The organism is Salinicoccus carnicancri Crm, assembly GCF_000330705.1.
Classification (GTDB): domain Bacteria; phylum Bacillota; class Bacilli; order Staphylococcales; family Salinicoccaceae; genus Salinicoccus; species Salinicoccus carnicancri.
Window position 1 is genome coordinate 224,368 of sequence record NZ_ANAM01000006.1, and the last position, 26,490, is coordinate 250,857.

22 protein-coding genes are annotated in these 26,490 nt (G+C 49.3%); all 22 read left to right on the forward strand.

All coding sequences use genetic code 11. The features are described 5' to 3' along the window. Positions 1-13: 13 nt before the first annotated feature. The 22 genes from C792_RS0105960 (at position 14) to rny (ending at position 26,447) form a co-directional block, all read left to right on the forward strand. Positions 14-4,294 carry a PolC-type DNA polymerase III gene (locus C792_RS0105960; RefSeq protein ID WP_017548543.1) on the forward strand — a complete coding sequence of 1,427 codons (4,281 nt, stop codon included), beginning with the start codon at positions 14-16 and terminating at the stop codon, positions 4,292-4,294. A gap of 119 nt (positions 4,295-4,413) precedes the next feature. Continuing rightward, the gene (rimP, locus tag C792_RS0105965) at positions 4,414-4,881 is read left to right on the forward strand and encodes a ribosome maturation factor RimP (RefSeq protein ID WP_026090253.1); all 468 of its coding nucleotides are present in this window, start codon (positions 4,414-4,416) and stop codon (positions 4,879-4,881) included. A 16-nt stretch (positions 4,882-4,897) separates the two neighbouring features. Then, complete coding sequence (gene nusA, locus C792_RS0105970) at positions 4,898-5,968, forward strand: transcription termination factor NusA (RefSeq protein WP_017548545.1); 1,071 nt, start codon at positions 4,898-4,900, stop codon at positions 5,966-5,968. A 19-nt stretch (positions 5,969-5,987) separates the two neighbouring features. Then, positions 5,988-6,272, forward strand: coding sequence for an RNase P modulator RnpM (gene rnpM / locus C792_RS0105975; RefSeq protein ID WP_017548546.1), 285 nt, complete (start codon positions 5,988-5,990; stop codon positions 6,270-6,272). After that, complete coding sequence (locus C792_RS0105980; RefSeq protein ID WP_017548547.1) at positions 6,269-6,577, forward strand: L7Ae/L30e/S12e/Gadd45 family ribosomal protein; 309 nt, start codon at positions 6,269-6,271, stop codon at positions 6,575-6,577. Before rnpM ends, C792_RS0105980 begins: the two co-directional genes overlap by 4 nt. Before the next feature lie 4 nt (positions 6,578-6,581). Beyond that, positions 6,582-8,750, forward strand: coding sequence for a translation initiation factor IF-2 (gene infB, locus C792_RS0105985; protein WP_017548548.1), 2,169 nt, complete (start codon positions 6,582-6,584; stop codon positions 8,748-8,750). 6 nt (positions 8,751-8,756) lie between these two features. Further along, positions 8,757-9,092, forward strand: coding sequence for a 30S ribosome-binding factor RbfA (rbfA, locus tag C792_RS0105990; protein ID WP_017548549.1), 336 nt, complete (start codon positions 8,757-8,759; stop codon positions 9,090-9,092). Between the two features lie 52 nt (positions 9,093-9,144). Continuing rightward, a complete protein-coding gene (gene truB, locus C792_RS0105995; RefSeq protein ID WP_017548550.1) occupies positions 9,145-10,068 on the forward strand; it encodes a tRNA pseudouridine(55) synthase TruB in 924 nt (307 codons plus the stop codon). Next, entirely contained in the window at positions 10,065-11,006 is a 942-nt protein-coding gene (locus C792_RS0106000) for a bifunctional riboflavin kinase/FAD synthetase (protein ID WP_017548551.1), read from the forward strand. Before truB ends, C792_RS0106000 begins: the two co-directional genes overlap by 4 nt. Before the next feature lie 99 nt (positions 11,007-11,105). Beyond that, positions 11,106-11,375, forward strand: coding sequence for a 30S ribosomal protein S15 (rpsO, locus tag C792_RS0106005; protein ID WP_017548552.1), 270 nt, complete (start codon positions 11,106-11,108; stop codon positions 11,373-11,375). A gap of 108 nt (positions 11,376-11,483) precedes the next feature. Then, entirely contained in the window at positions 11,484-13,595 is a 2,112-nt protein-coding gene (gene pnp / locus C792_RS0106010) for a polyribonucleotide nucleotidyltransferase (protein ID WP_156811656.1), read from the forward strand. Position 13,596: 1 nt separating this feature from the next. Beyond that, positions 13,597-13,854 carry a hypothetical protein gene (locus tag C792_RS0106015; protein ID WP_017548554.1) on the forward strand — a complete coding sequence of 86 codons (258 nt, stop codon included), beginning with the start codon at positions 13,597-13,599 and terminating at the stop codon, positions 13,852-13,854. Between the two features lie 18 nt (positions 13,855-13,872). Further along, a complete protein-coding gene (locus C792_RS0106020; RefSeq protein WP_017548555.1) occupies positions 13,873-15,546 on the forward strand; it encodes a ribonuclease J in 1,674 nt (557 codons plus the stop codon). 55 nt (positions 15,547-15,601) lie between these two features. After that, positions 15,602-18,019 (forward strand): FtsK/SpoIIIE family DNA translocase, encoded by a 2,418-nt coding sequence (locus C792_RS0106025; RefSeq protein WP_017548556.1) that lies wholly within the window; start codon positions 15,602-15,604, stop codon positions 18,017-18,019. A 10-nt stretch (positions 18,020-18,029) separates the two neighbouring features. Then, complete coding sequence (gene yfmF, locus C792_RS0106030; protein ID WP_017548557.1) at positions 18,030-19,304, forward strand: EF-P 5-aminopentanol modification-associated protein YfmF; 1,275 nt, start codon at positions 18,030-18,032, stop codon at positions 19,302-19,304. Then, complete coding sequence (gene yfmH, locus C792_RS0106035) at positions 19,279-20,568, forward strand: EF-P 5-aminopentanol modification-associated protein YfmH (protein WP_245537520.1); 1,290 nt, start codon at positions 19,279-19,281, stop codon at positions 20,566-20,568. The genes yfmF and yfmH overlap by 26 nt, the downstream gene beginning before the upstream one ends. Further along, positions 20,561-21,247 (forward strand): SDR family NAD(P)-dependent oxidoreductase, encoded by a 687-nt coding sequence (locus C792_RS0106040; RefSeq protein ID WP_017548559.1) that lies wholly within the window; start codon positions 20,561-20,563, stop codon positions 21,245-21,247. The genes yfmH and C792_RS0106040 overlap by 8 nt, the downstream gene beginning before the upstream one ends. Continuing rightward, positions 21,244-22,068 (forward strand): DUF3388 domain-containing protein, encoded by an 825-nt coding sequence (locus C792_RS0106045; RefSeq protein WP_017548560.1) that lies wholly within the window; start codon positions 21,244-21,246, stop codon positions 22,066-22,068. Before C792_RS0106040 ends, C792_RS0106045 begins: the two co-directional genes overlap by 4 nt. 8 nt (positions 22,069-22,076) lie before the next feature. Next, the gene (locus C792_RS0106050; RefSeq protein WP_017548561.1) at positions 22,077-22,901 is read left to right on the forward strand and encodes a helix-turn-helix domain-containing protein; all 825 of its coding nucleotides are present in this window, start codon (positions 22,077-22,079) and stop codon (positions 22,899-22,901) included. A gap of 4 nt (positions 22,902-22,905) precedes the next feature. Continuing rightward, the gene (gene pgsA, locus C792_RS0106055; protein ID WP_017548562.1) at positions 22,906-23,493 is read left to right on the forward strand and encodes a CDP-diacylglycerol--glycerol-3-phosphate 3-phosphatidyltransferase; all 588 of its coding nucleotides are present in this window, start codon (positions 22,906-22,908) and stop codon (positions 23,491-23,493) included. Positions 23,494-23,662: 169 nt separating this feature from the next. After that, positions 23,663-24,724: a recombinase RecA gene (gene recA, locus C792_RS0106060; RefSeq protein ID WP_017548563.1), complete on the forward strand. Its 1,062-nt coding sequence runs from the start codon at positions 23,663-23,665 to the stop codon at positions 24,722-24,724. A gap of 163 nt (positions 24,725-24,887) precedes the next feature. Beyond that, positions 24,888-26,447 carry a ribonuclease Y gene (gene rny / locus C792_RS0106065; protein ID WP_017548564.1) on the forward strand — a complete coding sequence of 520 codons (1,560 nt, stop codon included), beginning with the start codon at positions 24,888-24,890 and terminating at the stop codon, positions 26,445-26,447. The last annotated feature ends 43 nt before the right edge of the window (positions 26,448-26,490 follow it).

Genomic DNA, 26,490 nt, shown 5'->3' on the forward strand with positions numbered 1-26,490 from the left:
AGGAGTGTTGTCAGTGAAAGGGAAGGAACAGTTCAAAGTGCTTCTTGCACAGGCGGGCATACAGGATAATGATCATTTATCCGGCGGCCAGCTTGAGAAGATAGTAGCGGACGACGATGAAAGAATATGGGAATTCCATATCCATTTTGACAGAATGATTCCGGCTTCCCTGAGGAACCTGATGGAAGGAAGTATCAGGGAGGCTTTCCATTCCATCGCAGCAGCGAAAATTTTCATTACCGCGGATTCCTATGACGATAAGGACATCATCGACTACCTGGAGTATGCGCTCACAGAAGTGAAGGTGAACGAGAATATCCGGTTTCAGCTGATGAACTGTGACAAGGAGTTCAAAGACGGGGTGCTGACCTTCTCGGTCCAGAACGACATCGAAGTGGCGCATTTCAACAAGCATATCAACGGCAACCTGACTGCCGTCTACAAATCCCTCGGACTGCCGATCACAGCCATCGATTTCAGGGCGGATGCAAACCTTGACAGCGACAAGCGTACAAAGCTTGAAGCACGTCTGAAAGAAGAGAAGACCGAGCTCGTGCAGGGCTTTATCGAAAACCGCAAAGAAATGGAAGAGGAAAGGGAGAGCCGCAGGGAAGAAGTTGTCAAACAGATTGGAAAATCCATGGATCTGAATGGTGTGAGACCGCTGCATGAAGTCGTTGATGAGGAGTTCAACGTCAAAGTGGAAGGTGTCATTTTCGACAGCGAAGTCAGGGAGCTCAGAACCGGACGGAAAATCCTGCAACTCAAGATTACCGACTATACGGATTCCATTGCCGCCAAAATGTTCTCAAGACATGGTAAGAACGACGAGGATGTTTTTGATGCACTTTCCAAAAATGACTGGGTCGTCATCGAAGGGAATGTGGAATATGACGAGTTTGCAAGGGATATGGTACTCATGATCCGCAATCTCAACGTTATCCACAAGCCGGCCAAAAAGGACACCATGGAGGACAAGCGAGTCGAACTGCACCTGCATACCGAAATGAGCCAGATGGATGCGCTCCGGAATATCGGGGACTATGTACAGCGTGCAAAGGACTATGGCCACAAGGCGATTGCCATTACGGATCACAGCAATGTCCAGGCATTTCCGGATGCGTTCCATGCCGCCCGGGCAGCGGGTATCAAGATGATCTACGGCATGGAAGGAATGCTTGTTGACGACGGTGCACCGATTGCATACAAACCGCAGGACATCATCCTGGAAAATCATGATTTTGTGGTATTTGATGTGGAGACCACCGGACTGTCATCCAAATATGATCAGATCATCGAGCTTGCAGGCACCAAAGTGAGGAACGGGGAAATCGTCGACCGTTTCGAACGTTTCAGCAACCCTGGTGAACCGCTGACAGAAACCATCAAGGAGATTACAGGCATCACCGACGACATGCTGGCCGGTGCGCCGCCGATCGATGAAGTGATCAGTGATTTCAAAGAATGGGTCGGGGACGCGATATTCGTCGCCCACAACGCAAGTTTCGATATGGGGTTCATCGAGGCCGCATATCAGCAGGTCGGCTTAGGGTCGTATACGAACGGTGTCATCGATACGCTTGAGCTCTCCCGCACAATAAATAAGGATTTCAAAAAGCATGGCCTGAATATCCTCGCGAAGAAGTACAATGTGGAACTGACCCAGCACCACAGGGCAATCTACGATGCCGAGGCGACTGCCTATATCTTCATCAAGATGTTGACGCAGATCAGGAAACTCGGCGTGGAAAACCATAGGGAAATCAACAGCACGCTGGCGGATCCGGATTCCTACAAGCGCTCGATGCCGACGCACGTCACGATCCTGGTCAAAAATCAGACAGGTCTTAAAAACCTCTTCAAGATTGTCTCGGAATCACTTACGGACAACTTCTACAAATCCGCGCGCATCAAAAAACAGCTTCTCGAGCAATATCGTGAGGGACTCCTCGTCGGGAGTGCCTGTGATTCAGGTGAAGTATTCACCGCCATGATGCAGAAACCGTATGAAGAGGCGAAAAAAGCCGCAAAATTCTATGACTATCTTGAAGTGTTCCCGAAAGCCCTGTACAGGCGTCTTCTGGATAGGGAAATCATACGTGATGAAGGCACACTCGAGGAAATCATAAAGAACATTATCAGGCTGGGCGCTGAGCTGGATAAACCGGTTGTTGCGACCGGCAACGTCCATTATCTGGCCGAGTCGGAAAAGCTCTGCCGGGATATTCTGGTCAAGAGTAATCCGGGTAATCCACTAAGCCGCGGCACACTGCCGGATGCGCAGTTCAGGACGACGGCAGAGATGTATGAGGAATTTGCATTCCTTGATGAGGAGACGCGCCGCGAGGTCGTCATCGACGCACCGAACCGGGTTGCAGACAGTATCGATGAAGTCAGTCCGATCAGAGATGATCTCTATACACCGAATATCGACGGTGCGAATGAAGAGATGCGCAATCTCAGCTACACCAACGCCAAAGCGCTCTACGGCGAAGATTTGCCGCAGATTGTGACGGACCGTCTGGAGACGGAACTTGAAAGTATCATCGGCAATGGCTTTGCGGTCATATACCTGATTAGTCAGAAACTGGTGAAGAAATCGCTTGATGATGGCTATCTCGTCGGTTCGAGGGGATCGGTCGGCTCGAGTTTCGTAGCCACGATGACAGAAATCACAGAAGTGAACCCACTGCCGCCGCACTATGTATGCCCTGGTTGCAAACAGTCGGAATTCTTTACGGACGGCAGTGTGAGCTCGGGCTATGACCTGCCGGATAAAGAGTGCACCGGCTGCGGTCTCCCGCTGATCAAGGAAGGACAGGATATCCCGTTCGAAACATTCCTCGGCTTCAAAGGGGACAAAGTGCCGGATATCGACCTCAACTTCAGCGGTGATTACCAGGCGGAGGCGCACAACTATACAAAAGTGCTGTTCGGTGAGGACAAGGTTTTCCGCGCCGGAACAATCGGCACCGTCGCCGAGAAGACCGCATTCGGCTATGTCAAAGGCTATCTGAACGACAACGGGCTGCAGCGCAGAGGCGCCGAAATCGACAGGCTTGTACTGGGCTGCACGGGCGTCAAACGGACGACGGGACAGCACCCGGGCGGGATCATCGTCGTCCCGGATGACATGGATATATACGATTTCACACCGATACAGTATCCGGCCAACGACACTGAAGCAGAATGGAAGACGACGCACTTCGATTTCCACTCGATTGACAGCAATCTGCTCAAGCTCGATATACTCGGTCATGATGATCCGACGATGATCCGCATGCTGCAGGACCTCTCGGGCATCGACCCGAAAACGCTGCCTGTGGATGACAAGGAAACCATGTCTTTATTCAGCTCGCCGGAAACGCTTGGTGTGACCGAGGAGGACATCGTCTGTCGTACAGGCACACTCGGCGTTCCAGAGTTCGGGACCGGGTTTGTAAGACAGATGCTTGAAGATACACGTCCGTCGACCTTCAGTGAACTGGTCCAGATATCCGGCCTGTCCCACGGGACGGACGTATGGCTCGGCAATGCACAGGATCTGATCAGAAGCGGGACATGCGACCTTAAAAATGTGATCGGCTGCCGGGATGACATCATGGTCTTTCTCATGTACCAGGGGCTTGAACCTTCTCTTGCCTTCAATATCATGGAGAAGGTGAGGAAAGGGAAGGGGCTGTCCGAGGAGCATGAGGCTGCGATGAAAGAGCAGGGTGTGCCGGACTGGTACATCGGTTCGTGCAAGAAGATCAAATACATGTTCCCCAAAGCCCACGCAGCTGCGTATGTGCTCATGGCTGTGCGTATTGCTTATTTCAAAGTGCACTATCCGCTGTATTATTACGCAAGCTACTTCAGCGTCCGTGCTTCGGATTTCGACCTACTGACGATGGTCAAGGACAAGTCGACCATCCGCCACAGGGTGAAGGAGATGAACCAGAATTTCCAGGAACTCACCAAGAAGGAGAAGGACACACTGGTCGTGCTCGAGATTGCCAATGAGATGGCACAGCGTGGCTACAGGGTGAAACCTGTGGATGTGGAGAAATCCTACAGCTTTGATTTCAGGATAGAGGATGATGCGTTGATACCGCCGTTTGTCGCAGTGCCGGGACTCGGAGCGAACGTTGCAAAACGGATTGTAGAGACGCGGGAGACGGAGCCGTTCATTTCCAAGGAGGATCTGAACAAACGCGCAGGCGTCTCACAGAAGATCATCGATTACATGACCGAAATGGGCAGTCTGGATCATCTGCCGGACAAGGCGCAGCTCTCAATATTCGACATGTAGCTTGATGTTGCGGCGAATCCAGCCGTATGGTATAATTATTATGATATTAAGACTCACGTCACACGGAGAAGAACGGGCCTGCCCGTTCTTCTCTTAGTTTTGAAGGAGGCGAACGGACAATGAATCGCACTGAGCAAAACGTTATGGACAAAGCACAGCCGGTTGTCGAAACGTTGGGGTACAAGCTTATAGAAGTGGAGTATGTCAAGGAAGGTCCTGATTTCTTCCTCAGGCTCTACCTGGACAAGAAGGGCGGTATCTCACTGGAAGACTGCGCTCAGGCAAGTGAAGTCCTAGGCGAAAAGCTTGATGAATGGGATCTCATCAAAGGAGGATATTTCCTGGATGTTTCTTCGCCGGGAGCCGAACGTCCCATCAAGGACGATGAAGATCTTGAGATGACCCTTGATCACGGAATCTATGTCAAAACCTACCAGCAGATTGCCGGGGAGAAGGAATGGACAGGCGTCCTGAAATCCTACGATGAGAAATCTGTGACTGTGGAGTACAGGGTCAAGACACGCACTAAAACAATTACCATTGAAAGAGGAAAGATAGCCACTATTAGAAAGGCGGTCTTAATATGATTGGAGGCGCTGGACAGTGAACCAGGAATTATTGAATGCAATCGAATACCTTGAAAAGGAAAAGAGCATTCCGAGGGAAGTGCTGATTGAAACGATTGAAGCGGCACTCATGACGGCTTATAAGAAAAATTATACACAGCATAAGAATGTAAAGGTTGACCTGAACATTGAAAATGGATCATACCGTGTGATTTCGAGGAAGGATGTCGTGGAGGAAGTTGAGGATCCAACTGCCGAAATCGATCTTGCGACTGCCCGCACAGTCAACCCGGCCTATGAAATCGGAGATCCATACGATGAGGATGTGACGCCGAAGGACTTCAACCGTGTCGGTGCCCAGGCTGCAAAGCAGGCAGTAATGCAGCGTCTTCGTGATGCTGAACGCGGCATATTGTACAATGAATTCATCGATAGGGAAGATGAAGTGATGACTGGTCTGATTGACCGTGTCGATAATCGCTTTGTCCATATCCAGCTCGGCCGCACGGATGCTGTGCTCAGTGAATCCGAAAGGATGCCGAATGAGACCTATACACCGAATGAACGCATCAAAGTATATGTCAACAAGGTCGAACAGACGACAAAAGGGCCGCAGATCTTCGTCTCAAGGACACATCCCAACCTTCTGAAGCGTCTGTTTGAAAAAGAAGTGCCTGAAATTTATGACGGCACAGTGGAAATCATGAGTGTGGCGCGTGAAGCGGGCGAACGCTCCAAAATCAGTGTCCATGCCGGCAATCCGGATGTGGATGCTGTCGGCTCATGCGTGGGTGCGAAAGGAACACGCGTCGAAGCGATTGTCAATGAACTTGCCGGAGAGAAAATCGACATCGTACTCTGGGATGAGGATCCCAAAGTGTTTGTCAAAAATGCCCTGAGCCCCTCCCAGGTTGTGGATGTCATCGTTGATGAGGAAAACCAGTCGACGATGGTGATCGTCCCGGACAACCAGCTGTCGCTCGCCATTGGCAAGAAAGGTCAGAATGCACGCCTTGCCGCGAAGCTTACCGGCTGGAAGATCGATATCAAAAGTGAATCTGACGCTGCGGCTGAATCTGATGCTGCAGAAGAAGGCAGTGAAGAATAAAGTTTGGGGTGAATGACTTATGAAAAAGAGAGTGCCACTCAGAAAATGCATACTGACCCAGGAAATGCATCCCAAAAAAGACCTGCTCAGAATCGTGGTCAACAAAGAAAATGAAGTGTTTGCGGATGCTACCGGCAAAAAGAACGGACGGGGCAGCTATGTTGTAAAAGACCTTGAAAAAGTGAAAAATGCCCGCGAGGGCAAGGTGCTTGAATCCCGGCTCGGCTTCGCCACTGAAAAACTCGACCCGGTGTATGATGAAATCATCCGTCTGATCTACAGAGAGGACATCCCCAAGAGATGATGGATAAGATACTCAACCTGCTCGGGCTTGCAAAACGTGCAGGCAGGCTGACGACCGGAGAGGAAAAGACGATGGAATCGGTCAGGGACCGCTCAGCAAAGCTTGTCTTCCTGGCATCGGATGCAGGCGCCAGCACAGCCAAGAAAATTAAAGATAAATGCAGCTACTATGATATACCGCTGATTGATGAGTATGCCAACGAGGAGCTCAGTCAGGCGACAGGTGCATCCAACAGGGTGGTGCTGTCAATCACGGACCCAGGCTTCAGTAAAAAGATGCTGGAGCTCCAGGAGAAAGGAAAGTGATTCAATGAGTAAGATCAGAATTCACGAATATGCAAAAGAAAACGGAGTTTCCTCCAAAGAGGTCATGGAATTCCTCCAGAACAAAGGAATCGAAGTGAACAGCCATATGAAATCATTGGAAGATGAGGAAATTACCGTTCTGAATAAGAAATTCAAGAAAAATCCAGCCAAACCTGACGCGGGAAAAGAGAAAAAGCCGGCTCAGAATAAATCCCAGGGGCAGAAGTCCTCAAACACCTCCGGCAATAATCAGAACCAGGGTCAGAACAGAAGTTCAAGCAGTAAAGGCCCCCAGAACAAAGGCCAGGGCCAGAACAGAGGACCCCAGAACAAAAGGAACCAGAAAAACAGACGACATAAACCAGGACAAAAAGGGTTGAAAAGGAATCAGAACCAAAAGCCCGCGCCTAAAAAAGAAGTGGAGCTGCCCAGGGAATTCAAATACCAGGAAGGCATCACTGTTGGAGAACTTGCTGAAAAAATCGGTGTAGATGCTTCCAAGATCGTGAAAGACCTGTTCATGGTAGGCGTCATGACAAACATCAACCAGTCGCTTGACAACGATTCAGTGGAACTGATCGCATCAGATCACGGCTTCACAGCGGAACTTGAAGTTGTTGTCGACAATACCGACCTTGAAAATTATTTCGAGCTCGGTGATGACCTGGATGAAGAGAGACCGAGTGTCGTAACAATCATGGGCCACGTCGACCACGGTAAAACAACATTGCTTGACTCCATCCGCCACACTAAAGTGACAGCGGGCGAAGCCGGAGGCATCACGCAGCACATCGGTGCGTACCAGATTGAAAACAAAGGCAAAAAGATCACTTTCCTCGATACACCGGGACACGCGGCATTCACTACGATGCGCTCCAGAGGTGCACAGGTCACTGATATTACGATTCTCGTTGTGGCAGCGGATGATGGGGTAATGCCTCAGACCATCGAAGCCATCAACCATGCCAAAGCGGCGGAAGTACCAATCATCGTAGCGGTCAACAAAGTGGATAAACCGACTGCAAACCCTGACCGCGTCATGACTGAACTGGGGGAACACGGCCTTTACCCCGAGGACTGGGGCGGTGACACCATCTTCGTACATCTTTCTGCGTTGAGCGGCGACGGTATTGAGGATCTGCTTGAGATGATTACACTTGTCGGCGAAGTCGAAGAACTCAAGACGAAAAGCGACATGCCCGCAATCGGTACAGTGATTGAAGCGGAACTTGATAAATCGCGCGGACCGGCTGCATCGCTTCTGGTACAGCACGGAACACTCCGTGTCGGCGATTCCATCGTAGTCGGAAATACATTTGGCAAGGTTCGTGCCATGGTAAGTGATACCGGCAGCAGGATCCAGGCGGCAGGGCCGTCGACGCCTGTTGAAATCACCGGCCTCAATGATGTGCCACTCGCTGGCGACCGGTTCGTCGTATTCACGGACGACAAGAAAGCGCGCAGCATCGGTGAGGCGCGCTCCGAGCAGCAGGTGGTGAAAGACCGGGAGCAGACGCAGAAAGTGAGCATCGATAATCTGTTTGAGCAGATGAAGGAAGGTGAGATGAAAGATCTCAACCTGATCATCAAAGGTGACGTCCAGGGCTCAGTGGAGGCGCTCAGCGCATCCCTGATGAAAATTGATGTGGAAGGTATCAATGTACGTATCATCCATACCGGCGTCGGTGCCATCAACGAATCTGACGTTACGCTTGCTTCTGCATCGAGCGCAATCATCATCGGCTTCAACGTCCGTCCGGACGTCAACGCCAAAAAAGCGGCTGACCGTGAAAAAGTTGATCTCAGGCTCCACAGCATCATCTACAAGGTGATCGAGGAAATCGAATCCGCGATGAAAGGCATGCTGGATCCTGAATATGAAGAGAAAGTGATCGGCAATGTCGAAGTGCGTCAGACATTCAAAGTATCCAAAGTGGGCACCATTGCCGGCGCCTATGTGACAGATGGCAAAATCACACGTGATTCAAGTGTAAGAGTCATCAGGGAGGGTATAGTCATCTATGAAGGTGAACTGGATACCCTGAAACGCTTTAAGGATGATGCGAAGGAAGTCGCAGCAGGCTATGAGTGCGGCATAACCATCAAGAAGTTCAACGACCTTAAAGAGGGAGACCAGATCGAGCCTTATATCATGGTCGAGATTGAAAGGTGATAATCTATGAGTAACAGGCAGGAACGAGTCGCTGAAGAAATCAAGAAAGTGGTGAGTGAGGCGCTCAGGACAAAGGTTGATAACCCGGACATCGGCATGGTGACCGTCACTGATGTGGAGCTGACCAAAGAGATGGAGACTGCGACAATCTATTATACGTCCCTAAATGACAATAAAGACGAAGTGGCTGCTGCCCTGGAGAAATCAAAAGGGCTCATCCGTTCTGAAGTTGCCAGGGAGATAAGGATCAGGAAGGCACCGGAACTTGCTTTCAAATATGATAATTCCATCGAATACGGCAATAAGATTGAATCATTGCTGAATGAGATCAAAGATCAATAAGCCTGCGGGGGTCATCCCCCGGGCTTTTATTTTTACATATGGAGGTGGCGGGATGCTTCATGGTGTAATCCCGATTGATAAGCCGCGCGGCATGACAAGCCATGACGTGGTCTTTAAGATGCGGAAGATACTCGGCATAAAAAAAGTGGGTCATACCGGTACGCTGGATCCGGAAGTGACCGGTGTGTTGCCGATCTGTATCGGTGAGGGTACCAAACTGACAGAATATATGCAGGCAAAGGAAAAAAGCTATATTGCCCGTGTGACACTTGGACTTTCCACGGATACAGAGGACCAGACCGGAACGGTGACGGGCACGAGTGATGTGTCAGAGCTGACAGATGATGATATCGACAGTGTAGTCACTTCTTTTCCGTCGGACTACGAGCAGCAGGTCCCGATGTACTCATCTGTCAAGGTGAACGGCAGGAAACTGTATGAATATGCAAGGGAAGGAGAGACGGTGGAACGTCCGAGAAGGACTGTGAAGATATACAGTCTGGAGAGGGTCTCTGAAATAACCAGGAGAGACGGCCTCATCCATTTCGACGTGGAGGCTTCCTGTTCAAAGGGGACATACATGAGGACGCTTGCGGTTGATATCGGAAGAGGGCTGGACGTACATGCACATATGTCGAAGCTCGTACGCACCTCTTCCTGCGGCATTAGCATCGACAGGGCGATCACGCTTGAGGATCTTCAGGATATGGATCACAGGAAAGCTGTAGTGCCGCTGCTTGAAATACTGAAAGATGCACCTTTGGTGGATATAATGGATGCGGAATTTTTATTCAGAATCCAAAATGGGCAGAAAATGCCCAAATCTGATATCATGGACAGTGTTGAAGATGACGAGGCAGAATACGTCGTCTTTACGCACGGGGGGCGTCCACTCGGTGTGTATTATCCGCACCCGGACAAACCCGGCGAAATGAAACCATACCAAATGTTCAATATCCAAGAGGCGATGAAATGAAAACTATCCGACTGTATTATCCATTAGACAACCTGCAGGAAGAACTGCAGGATTCAGCTGCTGCGATCGGCTTTTTTGACGGTCTTCACAGAGGACATCAGGACGTTATAAATGAAATGATCGAGATTGCTGATGAAAAGGGGCTTAAAAAAGCGGTAATGACATTTGATCCGCATCCATCAGTGGTGCTCAGTCCCAAAAAGCAGCGCACGACGTATCTCACCCCCCTTGATATCAAACTGGAAATGCTCGAGGGAATGGGCATCGACTACTGTTTCATCATCAATTTTTCAAGTGCCTTTGCGTCACTGGAGCCTGATTATTTCGTTCAGGAGTACTTGATCGACAATAAGGTGAAGGAAGTGATTGCCGGATTCGACTTCTCATATGGCCGCTATGGTAAAGGTGATATCGATGCACTCAGGGCTTATGATGATTTCGGTACGACTGCTGTTGCCAAACTGACGACAGGTGATGAAAAGATTTCCACGACGAAGCTGAGGGAGGACCTGGCAAACTGCAGGCTCGAAGAGGTGAATGATGCCCTGGGCAGACCGTTTGAAGTGCAGGGGGTCGTGGTGCAGGGGGAAAAACGCGGACGTACGATAGGGTTTCCGACAGCAAACGTGGAACCGGAATACAGGTACCATCTGCCGGCAAAGGGCGTCTATGCTGTGACACTGAAACTCAACAATGAGGACGAAATCTATAAAGGTGTCTGCAATGTCGGCGTCAAACCCACCTTCCACGACAATATGTCGCGCGTATCGATCGAGGTGCATCTGTTTGATTTCAACCGGAGTATATACGGAGAAAATGTGACGGTGTACTGGCACAATTTCATCCGGGAAGAGCGGAAATTCTCAGGAATCGGGGAGCTGACCGCGCAAATCGGAAAAGATAAGGAAAAAGCGGTGGAACTGCTTGAAAATCTCTGACTTGTGCCGTATAATGAATCAAGTGCCTTATCTTGGTGGACAGAGTCTCCGACATCCACTCGGATACAGGTGAACAACAATTAAAGGAGGCGTTTCTTAATGGCAATTTCACAAGAACGCAAAAACGAACTTATCCAGGAATACCGTACACACGAATCCGACACAGGGTCACCTGAAGTGCAGATCGCTGTCCTGACAGCAGAAATCACTGCACTGAACGAACACCTTGGCACTCACAAGAAAGACCACCACTCAAGACGCGGTCTTCTTAAAATGGTAGGACGCAGGAAACACCTGCTCAACTATCTTCGTGAAAAAGATATTCAAAGATACCGTGAACTTATCGGAAGACTTGGTCTGCGCCGCTGATTCACGTCGGGCATATCCCTCGGGTATGCCTTTTTTTTATGTATATTTTTTTGCAAAAGTGATATGATTGAAATAAGCAGCCATACTAAGGAGAGTAGACAAATTATGATAGAATCAACAAAAAAGGTATACGAAACACAGTGGGGCAGACATAAGCTCACAGTGGAATACGGTGAAGTTGCCAAACAGGCCAACGGCGCCGTATTGGTACGCTATGGGGAAACAGTGGTACTCAGTACCGCGACATCCTCGAAAGAGCCGAGGGATCTGCCCTTCTTTCCATTGACTGTGGCATATGAAGAGAAATTGTATGCTGCCGGTAAAATACCGGGCGGCTTCAATAAGCGTGAGGGGCGGCCGAGCGAAGAGGCGACACTGACGAGCCGCCTCATCGACCGCCCGATCAGACCTCTATTCCCGGATGGCTACAGACATGATATACAGGTCATGAATATTGTATTATCCGTCGATCCCGATGCATCCCCGCAGATGGCGGCAATGCTTGGTGCTTCCATGGCACTCGGTGTGAGCGACATACCGTTCGACGGCCCGATTGCAGGTGTTACCGTCGGACTGGTTGATGGTGAATTCATCATCAATCCTTCAACTGAAGAGATGGAGAAATCCGAGATCGACCTGCAGGTGGCGGGCACGAAAGATGCCGTGAACATGGTTGAAGCGGATGCCAAAGAAGTCAGTGAGGACATCATGCTCGAAGCAATCATGTTCGGCCACGCGAGCATCAGGGAGATGGTCGGCTTCCAGGAGGAGATACTTTCCCAGCTCGACATCGTCAAAAAGAGCTTCGAACTGCCGGAACAAAATGCCGCACTCACTGTGGACATGGAAGAGAAGGCGGAATCCATGGGCCTTTACAGTGCAATTCAGGATGCCGATAAACAAACACGTGAAGAAGCGATAAACGAAGCCAAGGACAGCATACTCCGCACACTGGATGAAGAAGCGGAAGACTATGAAGAGACATATGCCGAGGCGTCCGAAATCATTGAAAAGCTTCTGAAGAATGAAGTGCGCAGGCTGATCACTGACGAGAAAATCCGCCCGGACGGCCGGGAGCCTTCAGAGATCAGACCGCTCAATTCACAGGTCGGGATACTGCCGAGGACGCACGGTTCAGGTCTGTTCACACGCGGTCAGACCCAGGCATTGTCAATCGCCACCCTCGGTGCACTCGGGGAACATCAGATCATCGACGGTCTCGGTGTGGAGGAAAACAAACGCTATATGCACCACTATAACTTCCCGAATTTCTCAGTCGGGGAGACAGGGCCGATCCGGGGGCCGGGCAGACGTGAAATCGGTCACGGTGCCCTTGGTGAACGTGCACTTCTGCAGGTCATCCCTGATGAAACGGTGTTTCCGTATACAATACGTGTCGTATCCGAAGTACTCGAATCAAATGGCTCCAGTTCACAGGCGTCCATATGCGGCTCCACACTTGCCCTCATGGACGCCGGTGTGCCGATCAAGGCACCGGTTGCCGGTATTGCAATGGGGCTTGTCATGAATGATGACAAATATACGATTCTATCGGACATCCAGGGCATGGAAGATGCATTGGGTGACATGGACTTCAAAGTTGCCGGGACAGAGAAGGGTATCACTGCCATTCAGATGGATATTAAGATCGAAGGGCTGAGCGAAGGTATCCTGAGAGAAGCGCTTGCACAGGCGCGTGAAGGCAGGGGCAGAATCCTTGAAAATATGCTGGCTACAATCAGCGGACCGCGGACCGAACTGAGCAAATATGCACCCAAGGTGGAAGTTATGCATATCAATCCTGACAAGATCAGGGATGTCATTGGCCCAGGTGGTAAAAAAATCAATGAAATCATTGATGAAACCGGCGCGAAACTCGACATTGAACAGGACGGCACAGTCTATATCGGGCACAGTGATTCTGCAATGATCGACCGGGCTAAGAAAATCATCGAGGATCTCACACGCGTCGCCGAAGTCGGACAGGTCTATATGGGTGAAGTCAGACGCATTGAAAAATTCGGAGCATTCGTCAATCTGTTCCCGGGCAAAGATGCACTGGTCCATATTTCACAGCTTGATAATAAACGTGTTGCAAAAGTTGAAGATGTGGTGAAAATCGGGGATAAATTCCTCGTGAAAGTGACGAATATTGATAACCAGGGAAGAGTGAATGCATCAAGGAAGGAATTACTTGAAGACAAAAAGGAGAGTAATTAATGTGATTTTCGATAGAATAGAGCTCAATGGCACCGAATATGACATTACCGGACAGCTGAGAATCAAAGAGGATAACGAAGTGAAAATCATTTTTGATGACCTGATGTTCAGCAATACTCTGAAGGAAATGGCAAATAAAAAAGAAAAAGCGGATTCTCTCGTTTTAAAAAACAGCGAGGAAACAAGATACGATACGAAAAATGTATACGTGTCCCACCTTACGATTGATGGTGAACATTATCATGCCACTTTCAAGTAGGATTTAGGAGGAAATATTTTGAATGCATCAAAAAAAGAAAAGGCGAATATACAGATAATCCCCCTCGGCGGTGTCGGCGAAATCGCCAAAAACATGTACATTGTAGAAGTGGACGAGGAAATGTTTATACTCGATGCGGGGCTGATGTTCCCCGAGGACGAGATGCTCGGGGTCGATATAGTCATACCGGACATTTCCTACGTCCGTGAAAACAAACACAGGCTGAAGGGTATATTCCTTTCCCACGGGCACGAGGATTCAATCGGAGCAATACCTTACATCATCGAAGAGCTGAACGCCCCGATATATGGTTCCAAGCTTACCCTCGCACTTGTCAAAGACAGGCTCAGGGCAAAGGGTGTAAACAAGAAGTTCAAGTTTTATACAATCAACAGCAAATCCCGTATGAAATTCAAGAATGCCGAAATGGTCTTTTTTGAAACAAGCCACAGTATTCCTGATTCATATGGCGTCAGTGTCGAAACGAAATACGGTTCCATCGTCTACACGGGGGAATTCAAGTTCGACCAGAGCCTGAAGGGTGATTACGGCTATAACATGGCAAAGATGTATGACATTGCACAAAAAGATATTCTTGCATTGATAAGCGACTCGACCGAAGCGGAAAAGCGCGGCTACAACACACCGGAAAATGTTATTGAAGAGCATATCCTGGACGGATTCGCCAAAGCGCAGGGCCGCGTCATCGTTTCATGCTACGCATCCAATTTTGTACGCATCCAGCAGGTTCTGACGAATGCCGCCAAGACGAACAGGAAAGTATCTTTCCTCGGCAGGACCCTTGAGAATTCCTTCAAGGTTGCACGGAACATGGGCTTCTTCGATATTCCGGAAGGACTGCTCGTGCCCAGCCATGAAATAGAAAACTACCCGGACAATGAGGTGGTCATCGTTGCCACAGGGTCACAGGGTGAACCGATAGAGGCCCTTGGTATCATGTCGCGCGGCCAACATGAAGTGACGAATATAAAAGAGGGAGATATCGTCTATATCCTGACGACACCTTCTTCCAATATGGAAGTCGTGCTGTACAGCACGATGAATGAATTGGTGAAAGCCGGCGCTTCGCTTGTCACGCCTGAACAGAACATACATGCATCCGGCCACGGTCTTAGTGAAGAGTTGAAAATGATGCTCAATGTCATGAATCCCACTTATTTCATCCCGGTACAGGGTGAATTCAAAATGCAGATTGCCCATGCCAGATTGGCGGCGGAATCCGGTGTGCTGCCGGAAAACATCTTCCTGCTTGAAAAAGGGGACGTTGCCTCCTACGACGGCAAGCAGATGATCAGTGCTGAAAAAGTGGCCGCGGGCAATGTACTGATTGATGGAAGCGGCGTGGGCGATGTCGGCAATATTGTCCTCCGTGACAGAAGGTTGCTCAGTGAGGATGGTATCTTCATCGCCGTCATCACAATCGATCCAAAAGAACGGAGGATTATGGCGGGGCCGGAGATCCAATCAAGAGGTTTCGTCTACGTGAAAGAAAGCGAGGATCTCCTGAAAGATGCAGAGGAACGTGTATACAATATCGTGCTCGATTCATTGGATGAAAAGAAACTGGAGTGGAGTACGCTCAAACAGAGCATCCGCGACGACCTCGGCAAGTATCTGTATGAAAATACGAAACGCCGCCCGATGATCATTCCAATCATATCTGAAATATAAAATCATGAGACTGTCAATCCCGGCAGTCTCATTATAAATCTGAGAGGAGCATAGCATGGCACGAAAGCGAAAAAAGACGACGAAAACGAAAAGGAAACGAAATAATAGGAGCTACTATTCCATTTCCGCTTTCATTCTCATCGTCATCCTGTTCATAACCATTTTCCAACTGGGTGTCGTGGGTGCATACATAGATGCGCTCTTTGCCTACCTCTTCGGTACAAGCAGGTATTTTACATACCTGATACTGTTTCTGGCAGGAATATATCTTGCTGCGGAGCAGAAAATCCCGTTCACGAGAAGGATGGGCGGGTATCTTCTGCTGCAGTTCGGCCTGCTGTTTTTATTCCATTCGCTGCTCTATCTCATGAACCGTGAGCGGATAGAGAACTATTTCACTCTAGGTGAAACGATTGAAACAATCCAGGCTGACGGAATCATGCATTTCTTCGGCGGCGGCATCATCGGCCAGCTGCTGTTCCAGTTTTCTTCAACCAGTGTCTCATTGATCGGCACATTCATCCTTGGCCTGATATTCATCTATTTCAGCTATCTGATCATCACTTCAAAGGATATTGAACAGGCGCTTGCAAAAGACCTTGCAAACTTTGGGAAGGGTCTCAGGCAGATCAGCCTTCTCATCGCCCAGGGAACTGTAAAGGCGGGCCACGGTTTAAAACAACTTTTCGGCCTGCTGTTCGAAGGAAGGAAGGAGCAGAAAGCTGCAGCCGGTCATGAGACGGCCGTGAAGACAGGGGGAAATCGCAAAAATGAGAAGGCAGACTCGCAAAAGGACGGCCAGTTGCCTAAAAACATCGATGATTTCGAGCCGGATGAGTCTCTTATCGAGGATATGAATGCATTTGAGCCGGAAGTAAGGCCGGATGCTCCGCCGGAGAAGAGAGAGACGGAGAAGGACACACTCACTTCATCCAAGATTGATACTGAAAGCAGCGAACCGCAAAAGATCGAATATGAATCTGAGGATCCTGCTTCTATGCCTGATGAAGCCGGTATGGCGCCTGATGGAGAAGGCGAAATCGAAACTTTCGATGAAGGCGAACTGAATGCACTGAAACAGTATGAACTGCCGGGCCTCACGATGCTCAGGGATGCTGAATCGACCGAGAAGGTAAGCAACAAAGAGGTGCTTAAGCAGGGCAGGATACTTGAGGAGACTCTCAAGAACTTCGGTGTAAATGCCAAAGTGTCAAAAATCAGGATCGGTCCTGCGGTAACGCAGTTCGAAATCCAGCCGGACATCGGTGTGAAAGTCAGCAAGATTATCAATCTGCAGAACGATATTGCACTGAGTCTCGCTGCAAAGGATATACGTATCGAAGCGCCCATCCCTGGCAAATCCGCCGTGGGCATCGAAGTGCCGAATTCCGTCATCAGCATGGTGACCCTGAGGGAGGTGCTCAAGCGGAAGAATTCCGGAAACCTGCTTGAAGTTGCGCTGGGAAAAGATATTTCAGGCAGTCCGATCACCGCCGAACTGAACAAGATGCCCCACCTGCTTGTTGCCGGTGCCACCGGCAGCGGTAAATCCGTATGTATTAACGGCATCATCATCAGCCTTTTGATGAAGGCGAAGCCGCATGAAGTCAAATTGATGATGATCGACCCGAAAATGGTGGAGCTCAATGTCTACAATGGCATTCCGCACCTCCTGTCACCGGTAGTGACGAACCCGCAGAAAGCGAGCGATGCACTGGAGCGGATCGTAAGCGAAATGGAGCGCAGGTATGACCTGTTCTCCCATTCGGGCACAAGGAATATCGAAGCGTATAACCAGTATCTGGAAAGGGAAAGTGAAGATCCTGAGAAGGTTCAGAAACTCCCGTATATCGTAGTGATCATCGATGAGCTTGCCGACCTGATGATGGTGGCTTCGAAAGATGTGGAGGCATCGATCACCCGGATTGCCCAGATGGCACGGGCAGCAGGGATCCATCTGATCATCGCGACCCAAAGACCGTCTGTCGACGTAATTACTGGTATAATCAAAGCAAACATCCCGTCAAGGATAGCCTTCAGTGTCAGTTCTTCAACAGATTCCAGGACAATCATCGATGCACAGGGGGCAGAGAAACTTCTCGGACGCGGGGACATGCTGTTCCTGCCTTCTGGAAGATCCAAGCCGCTCCGTGTGCAGGGGGCGTTCCTCTCTGATGATGAAGTGACGGATATCGTCGAATATATCACCGGTCAGATGAAGGCCAACTACGAGAAATCGATCATGAACAAACCGGTTGAGAAAGCACCGGTGGAATCAGAAGATGAACTTTATCCGGATGCCAAATGGTTTGTCATAGAAGAACAGCGGGCAAGTGCATCACTGCTGCAGCGTCAGTTCAGAATAGGCTACAACCGTGCAGCGCGTCTTGTGGATGACCTGGAGGCAAACGGTGTCATCGGACCGAGCAGCGGAAGCAAACCCCGCAGCGTGCTGATAGAGAATGAAGAGTGAGGAGCATATCATGTATAACATCACTAAAAATGAAGTGAATCATATACCTGCTGTAATCATCAATACCGACAAGTTCAAGACGATCACCATCCAGCTGCATTTCAGGAGCCGCCTGGAACGGGCAAGGGTGACAAAGCGCAATCTGCTTTCACGCATGATGGTGAAGCGGACCATGCGTCATCAATCCGAAGCGGAACTTTTGAATCACCTTGCCCATTATTACGGTGCCCATCTGACGACGAATGTCGGACGTAAGGGGCAGGATCATATAGTCACATTCAGCATGGAATTCGTAAACGACAAATTCATAAGGGAGGATCTGGACATACCGCATGAAATGTGCAGGGTGCTGAAGGATATGCTCAGGGCACCTTTCAATTACGATGAAGAGACCAGGGGGTTTTTCGAGCGTGAAAAGCGCCTGTATAAAAACAGGCTGAAGAGTATGAAGGACAACCGTGCACAGTCAAGTTTCCAGGCGATGGTCGATACGATGTTTGCGGACGAAGACTATAAGTACCTCTCCCATGGTGTATTGGAGGATGTGGATGACATTACACTCCAGGACCTGAAAGAAGAGCATGCGGAAATGATGGCCGGTGATGACCTGGTCATAATGACCGCAGGCAGTGTGGAGGAATCCACCATGCTTGATAACCTTTCGCTCATCCATGAAAGGGAACAGGCGAAAGAGGTGGATCACGAGCCGTATGCCTACAGGGCGGTAACGGAAGTGAAACGGGCATCCGACACTCAGAAAATCGAACAGGCCAAGCTCAACATGGGCTTCCGGGCAAAACTGGGTTCACCGGAATCCCATATGGCGTTCAATGTGCTCAACCAGATGTTCGGCGGCACAGCTTCCTCGTATCTATTCCGCAACATCCGGGAAAAAGAGAGCCTTGCATATCAGATCAGCTCCCAGACAGATATGAGGAACGGCTATATGTTTGTCATGGGCGGGGTGGATGCTGAAAATGTGGAAAAGGCCGAGGCAGGTATACTTGAAGAGCTCGACCGTTTCAGAAAAGGTGATTTCGAAGATGCCTTCATGGATGAGATCAAAGGTATGATGCGTGTGAACAGAAAAGAAGTAATGGATAAGCCGAAAGGTCTGATTGCACTCGAGTACAACCAGCTTCTCAAAAAGCCGGATACCCCGTCGTGGGAAGCGCAGCTCGAGCGCGTGGATCGTGAACTGATCATAGAAATAAGTAACAGAATCCAACTGGATACTGTATATGTACTGACGAGGAGGGATGAAGATGCAGACGCGGGAGTATAATGGCATAGATGAAAAAGTGTACAGTCATACATGCAGTAACGGGCTGGAGATTTTCATCATTCCAAAGCGCGGCTACAGCAAAAAGTTTGCGACCTATACAACAAAATACGGATCCATGGATGATTTTTTCCGTGTGGACGGCAGTGAATTCATGGTTCCGGACGGCATTGCACATTTTCTTGAGCATAAAATGTTCGAAAAAGAGGATGGCGATGTATTCAACCTGTTTTCGAAGCACGGTGCGAATGCCAATGCATTCACTTCATATGACCGTACATCCTATCTGTTCAGCACGACAGAAGATTTCATCAAAAACCTGGATTTGCTCATGAACATGGTGGAGCAGCCGTATTTCACCGATGAAACGGTGGCGCGTGAAGTTGGCATCATCAACGAAGAGATAAAGATGTATCAGGATAATCCCGGATACAGACTCTATTTTGAAACGCTCAATCAGATGTATCATGAACTCCCTGTCAAAACGGACATTGCAGGAACACTCGAATCCATCAGTGAGATTACAAAAGAGCACCTGTTCAAATGCCATTCGACTTTCTATCACCCGTCCAACATGGTGATGATCCTGGTCGGGGATCTTGATGCGGAAGCATTGATTTCACATATCGAGGATCACCAGGAGAGCCGCGGCATCACACATATTCCATCCATTGAACGGCTGCTGCCCGCCGAGCCTGCCGATATTGCAATGAAGCATAAAGTACTTGAGATGGACGTCCAGGACACGAAAGTGATGATAGGTTTCAAGAAGCGGCAGAATCTGGCGGATGCATCCGACCGCCTTCTCCGCGACCTTTCGATGATGTTTGCACTTGATATGGTATTCGGGGAGCAGTCACCCTATTATTATGAACTCATGGATGCCGGGCTGATAGATGATTCCTTCAGCTTCAGCCATATTGAAGAAAAATCATTTGCACATACTTTACTGACCTCCACAACAGAGGAACCGGAGAAGTTGGCAGAACGTGTGAGTGAGATCATCAGTGAGGTGAGCGCTGGGGAATTCTTCACTGAAGAAAAACTTTCCAACCAGAAACGGGAAGTACTCGGTGACTATCTGTCCAGTCTGAACTCGCCTGAGTACATTGCAAATCAATTCACCAAGTACCACCTTGACGGCTATGATCTGTACAGGCTGCCTGAAATCATAGAGAGCATCACCCCGGATGATGCCAGAAAACACTTTATCGATGTCATGGACCCGGATAAAATGGTAGAGTGTATATTGAAACCGCATGGCTAGATATGTCATCACGGGCAGCACGGGGGATATCGGAAGTGCAGTCCATGAAATGCTGGAATCCCATGAAATCATCTCTTTTTCCAAATCGAGGAAGCCACTTTACAGCAGTACACATCATCATATCGACCTGGCAAAGCCCTTTTCGGAAGAAGCGCTTGAAAAAGCATTCTCGGGCATCGGCAGTGTGGACGGACTTATATGGTGTCCGGGTGAGAGCCTTTATAATCTCATACAGGATACCGCACTGGAGGAAGTGGATGCACAGTACAATCTTGCCATCCGTTCCCTCGTGGCATTCGTCAGGGTCCTGCTTCCGAAACTCAGGAAGAGCGCTTCCGGCCGCATCATTGTCATCACATCGGTCTGGGGCCGTAATGGTGCAAGCTTTGAGAGCGTATATGCTTCGATGAAAGGGGCGCAGGAGGCGCTTGTGAAATCCCTTGCCAAGGAACTCTCTGCTACGGACATTACGGTGAACGGCATAGCCCCGGGTGCAGTCGAAGGGGGGATGACTGGCCTGCTGTCGGCAGAGGACAGGGCTTTCCTCCTTGAAGAACTGCCGCAGTCCCGTTTTGTAAGCACGGTGGAAATCGCCCATGCGGTCCGCTATCTGCTCGATCCGAAGGCGGCATCGGTCAATGGTGAAATTATGAATATCAATGGGGGTTGGTATACATGAATGCAGAAAAAAAAGATATGTATCCCGAGAGGAATATCGAACAGTACATGGAGTACGAAATCATAAACAACCGTCCGGGCCTGCTGGGTGATGTTTCGTCGCTGCTCGGCAACCTCGGCATCAGCATCAATACGATAAACGGTGTCGAAAACAGAAGGAGGGGGCTTTTGGTCCGTACGGATGAGCTCAATAAACTCAGGCGCTTCCAGCTGATGAGTGGATACATCGATGATATCAACATCCTGAAGATCAGAAAACCCAGGGTGCGCGACAGACTGGCAGTCCGTCACGGAAGATTCATCAAGCGGGCCGAGGAGGATAAGAAGGTTTTCAGGTTCACACGTGAGGAGATCGGCATACTGGTTGATTTCCTCGCTGAAATATTCCAGGAACGGGGCCATCGTCTGATAGGCATAAGGGGAATGCCCCGTGTCGGCAAGACCGAATCCATCGTCGCGGGCAGTGTCACAGCAAAAAAGAAATGGCTTTTCCTGTCTTCCACTCTCATTAAGCAGACGGAAAGATCCAGTCTCCTGAAAGGGGAATATAATGACAAAAACGTCTTCATCATCGACGGTGCTGTGACCACAAATTCAACTTCGGAGGGACATAAGAACCTGATCAGGGAAATCATGAGTTATCCCGCCATCAAAGTAGTGGAGCATCCCGACCTGTTTATCGAGGGGATGCATTATACCCTTGAAGATTTTGACTATATCATCGAACTTCGTGAAGATGAGAACCAGGAGATCACATACGAGAAACACAAGAAGAAACACTGGTTCCAGAATGAGGACATGGATTTCTTTGGTGGAATTTAGGAGGTACCATGAAACTCGGAACATATTTGAAAGATAAACGTGAGAAATCCGGCATAACGCTAAAGGAGATGCAGGAGAGATCCGGCATAAGGAAAGACATCATAAAACAGCTGGAGACCGGCGATTTCAACAACCTCCCGGACCCCAGGCATGCCCGTTTCCTGATCAGGCAATATACTGTGGCGATCGGCCTTGACGGAGAGGCTCTGATGGAGAAGCATGCAGATGAGTTCGCTGATGAGGCTGTGGAAAGTAAAAAAAGGCAGCAGAACGATAATGAAGATTACCAGTATTTGAAAAAGGTGCTTATCAGCTTCATGATCATGATTGCTGTTTTATTCGTAGGATGGATGATTCTTCTGCAGATCGGGTCACAGGCTGAAATATTCGACCAGAAACCCGTCTATGATGTAGGGCAGACGGAAATCAATGAAGAGGAGACCGCCGATGAGGAACAGACCGGGGAAACGGCTCAGACTGAGGAGGATACTGAAGAGGAGACCGCCGAAGAGCCGTCCGGTGCGGATTACTCCTTTACAGGATCTGATGGCAACACACTGTTCTACGACATCAATGCGGATGGCCCCGTGACGATTTCACTTGAAGGTGAAAACGCATCATGGGTGACCCTGACCGATGATGCCGGCAATACCTACGCATACGAAGAGCTGACTGAAGGGGAATATGAAATATCCGAAGAGGCAAATATACTGTACCTTACGCTTGGGAATGCACCTGGCTTCAACGTCGAGATCGATGGCGAAACGCTTGATGACAGCCAGAGCGGAGATGCGGTCACCGTCTATTATCAATTCAACATAGTAAAGGAGTAAGCTTATGAATATCCCAAATCAATTGACAGTGTTCAGGGTAGTGCTGATCCCCGTGTTCCTCGTATTCGCTCTGATCGACTTCGGATGGGGGGAAATCTCCTTCCTGCGCGGTGAAGAAATCCTGGTTGAGCAGTTCATGGCTGCAATCATCTTTGTTGTTGCCGCACTGACGGATTTTCTTGACGGATACCTCGCAAGGAAATGGAACCTTATCACAAACATGGGAAAATTCCTTGATCCGCTGGCGGATAAGCTTCTCGTCACGACAGGGCTGATCGTGCTGGTGGAATGGCAGGTGATATCATCCTGGATCGCCGTTGTCATCATCGCCCGTGAATTTGCGGTGACCGGATTGAGGTTACTCCAGATTGAACAAGGCTATGTAAGTGCTGCCGGGCAATTGGGCAAGATAAAGACAACGTTCCAGATGATTGCCCTCGTGCTGCTGCTGCCGGGTGATATGTTTACGGGCTATATACCGTTCTCCCCGGGAATCACAGCCATGTACATTGCGGTATTTTTCACAATCTTGTCCGGGCTGGAATACTTCTACAAGGGCAGGGCGGTATTTCTTGAAGATAAGGGCAAATGAGTTTTGCGGCAAAAACCTGCAGTAATCCGGTAACGGGGATGCAAACAGCACAATAACGCCAAAGATGCGAACAGATTGAAGAAAGCGGCACCGAAAAGCGAATATATGTTCGCTTTTTATTTTTGTACGTGATATAATAAAGAGCGAAAAGAAATAATGGAGGGTTATTATGGACGAGAGACAAAAAGCGATTGAAACAGTGATAAAGAACATGGAGAAGTCGTTCGGTAAAGGGGCGGTCATGAAGCTCGGTGATGAGACAGGCCGTAAAGTTTCCACAGTATCCAGCGGATCCATCACCCTGGACAACGCACTTGGGGTCGGTGGATATCCAAAAGGCAGAATCGTCGAAGTCTATGGTCCGGAATCCTCCGGTAAAACGACGGTTGCCCTTCATGCAATCGCTGCAGCACAGAAAGAAGGCGGTATCGCCGCTTTCATCGATGCAGAACACGCACTTGATCCCGAGTATGCGAAAAACCTCGGCGTTGATATAGAAAACCTTTATCTGTCCCAGCCGGATACCGGCGAACAGGGACTGGAGATAGCTGAGGCATTCGTAAGGAGCGGTGCGGTGGATATGGTTGTCGTCGATTCTGTTGCAGCGCTCACGCCGCGGGCGGAGATAGAAGGTGAGATGGGCGACGCCCATGTCGGCCTCCAGGCACGTCTCATGTCGCAGGCCCTGAGAAAACTTTCAGGTGCAATTTCCAAGAGTAACACGACAGCCATATTCATCAACCAGATCAGGGAAAAGGTCGGCGTGATGTTCGGCAATCCGGAAACTACTCCGGGCGGACGGGCTCTCAAATTCTACAGCTCTGTCCGGCTTGAGGTGCGCCGTGCTGAACAGCTCAAACTCGGTCAGGAAATTGTGGGTAACCGCACGAAGATCAAAGTTGTCAAAAACAAGGTTGCGCCGCCATTCCGTGTGGCTGAAGTGGATATCATGTACGGCCTTGGCATTTCCAAGACCGGTGAGCTCATCGACCTCGGTGCAGAACATGAAATCATCCAGAAGAGCGGTGCATGGTATTCCTATGAGGGAGAACGGCTCGGCCAGGGCAAGGAGAATGTCAAAGAGCATTTGAAAAACAACCCCGACCTGCTTGCTGAGATCGAAGGCAAGCTCCGTAATGCCCTCGGTTTCGGGGAAAAGCAAGAGGGAGACTCCGAAGAACAGGATGACAATGCAACACAGCCTGATTCGCTCTTCGAGGATAAAGAATAATAGGGACGGGATCCCCCGATGACAATCAGGCACCTGAATGGAAATAGACCGTTCTGGTGCTTGATTTTATTTACATTTATCTTTAGAATTGATTATATATAATATTACGTTCGACCTATATTATATAAAACAATAGCTAGAGCCTGTTAGGGAGGTGTTTATTGTGGACATGATAGACATTTTCTTAATCTTGCTTGGCATTATTCTAGGTGTTGTAATCGGATATTTTATCGTCAGAAACACTTTGACTAAACGGCAGCAGGAGGCGCGGACTTCCGCAGAACATATTATAAGTGAAGCGGAGAAGGAAGCGGACAGCCTCAGGAAAGAAAAGCTGCTCGAGGCAAAAGAGGAGACCCAGAATCTAAAGGATGCCTTTGAGCGCGACTCCAATGAAAAGCGGGAAGACCTCAAAGCGCAGGAATCCAGGCTTCTCCAGCGGGAGCAGTCGCTTGATCGTAAAAGCGAGGTCCTTGATAAAAAGGATGAAGTGCTGGAGAGCAAAGAAGCCAAAATTGAAGAAAAACAGCAAATGGTTGATGCCGAGGATCAGAAGATTAAAGAAATCATCAGTCGGCAAGAAGATGAATTATCCCGCATCTCCGGACTCTCACGTGATGAAGCACGTAACGAAATCTTCACTGAAGTGGAGAAAGAACTGTCACACGATATGGCCGTAATGGTTAAAGAGAAAGAAGATCAGATGAAACTTGATGTGGATAAGAAAGCGAAGGAACTCCTTGCTGTGACAGCACAGCGCTATGCAGCGGAGTATACGAGCGAGTCCACAGTATCTGTTGTAAACCTTCCGAATGATGAGATGAAGGGCCGTATTATCGGCCGGGAAGGTCGTAACATACGAACACTTGAGACATTGACCGGCGTCGACCTCATCATCGATGATACACCGGAAGCCGTCATACTCTCAGGTTTTGATCCGATTCGCCGTGCCATCGCCAAAAACGCACTGGAAGCGCTGGTTGAGGATGGAAGGATCCATCCCGGCCGCATTGAAGAAATGGTGGACAAGGCGAAACGCAATATGGAATCGGATATCAGGGATGCCGGTGAAGCTGCCGCATTCGAACTTGATATCCACAATCTCCACCCGGAACTTGTCAAGCATCTCGGCAAGATGAAATACCGCCTGAGCTATGGTCAGAATGTGCTCAAGCATTCTGTTGAAGTCGGCTATCTTGCAGGAATGCTTGCCGGTGAACTTGGTGAAGACATCCAGCTTGCAAGACGCGCGGGGCTGATGCATGACATCGGTAAGGCGATCGACCACGAAGTGGAAGGCAGCCATGTCGAAATCGGTGTTGAACTGGCAAAACGCTACAAAGAGCATCCGACAGTCATCAACTCCATCCATTCGCATCACGGTGATGTGGAACCGACGAGCATCATCTCCATCATCGTAGCAGCGGCCGATGCACTCAGTGCAGCCAGACCGGGTGCAAGGCGGGAGACGCTTGAAAACTATGTGAAGCGTCTGGAAAAACTAGAGGCCATAGCCGAAGGCTACGAAGGTGTGGAGAAGACATTCGCAATCCAGGCCGGACGCGAAATACGCGTCATGGTCAAACCGGATGAACTGGATGATCTCAGCGCACACAGACTGGCAAGAGATATCAAGAAACAGGTTGAAGATGAATTGCAATATCCAGGGCACATCAAAGTGACAGTGGTCCGAGAGATGAGGGCAGTGGAATATGCCAAATAGAAAAACCAGCAGGTAACCCTGCTGGTTTTTCTTGTTTTTTCAT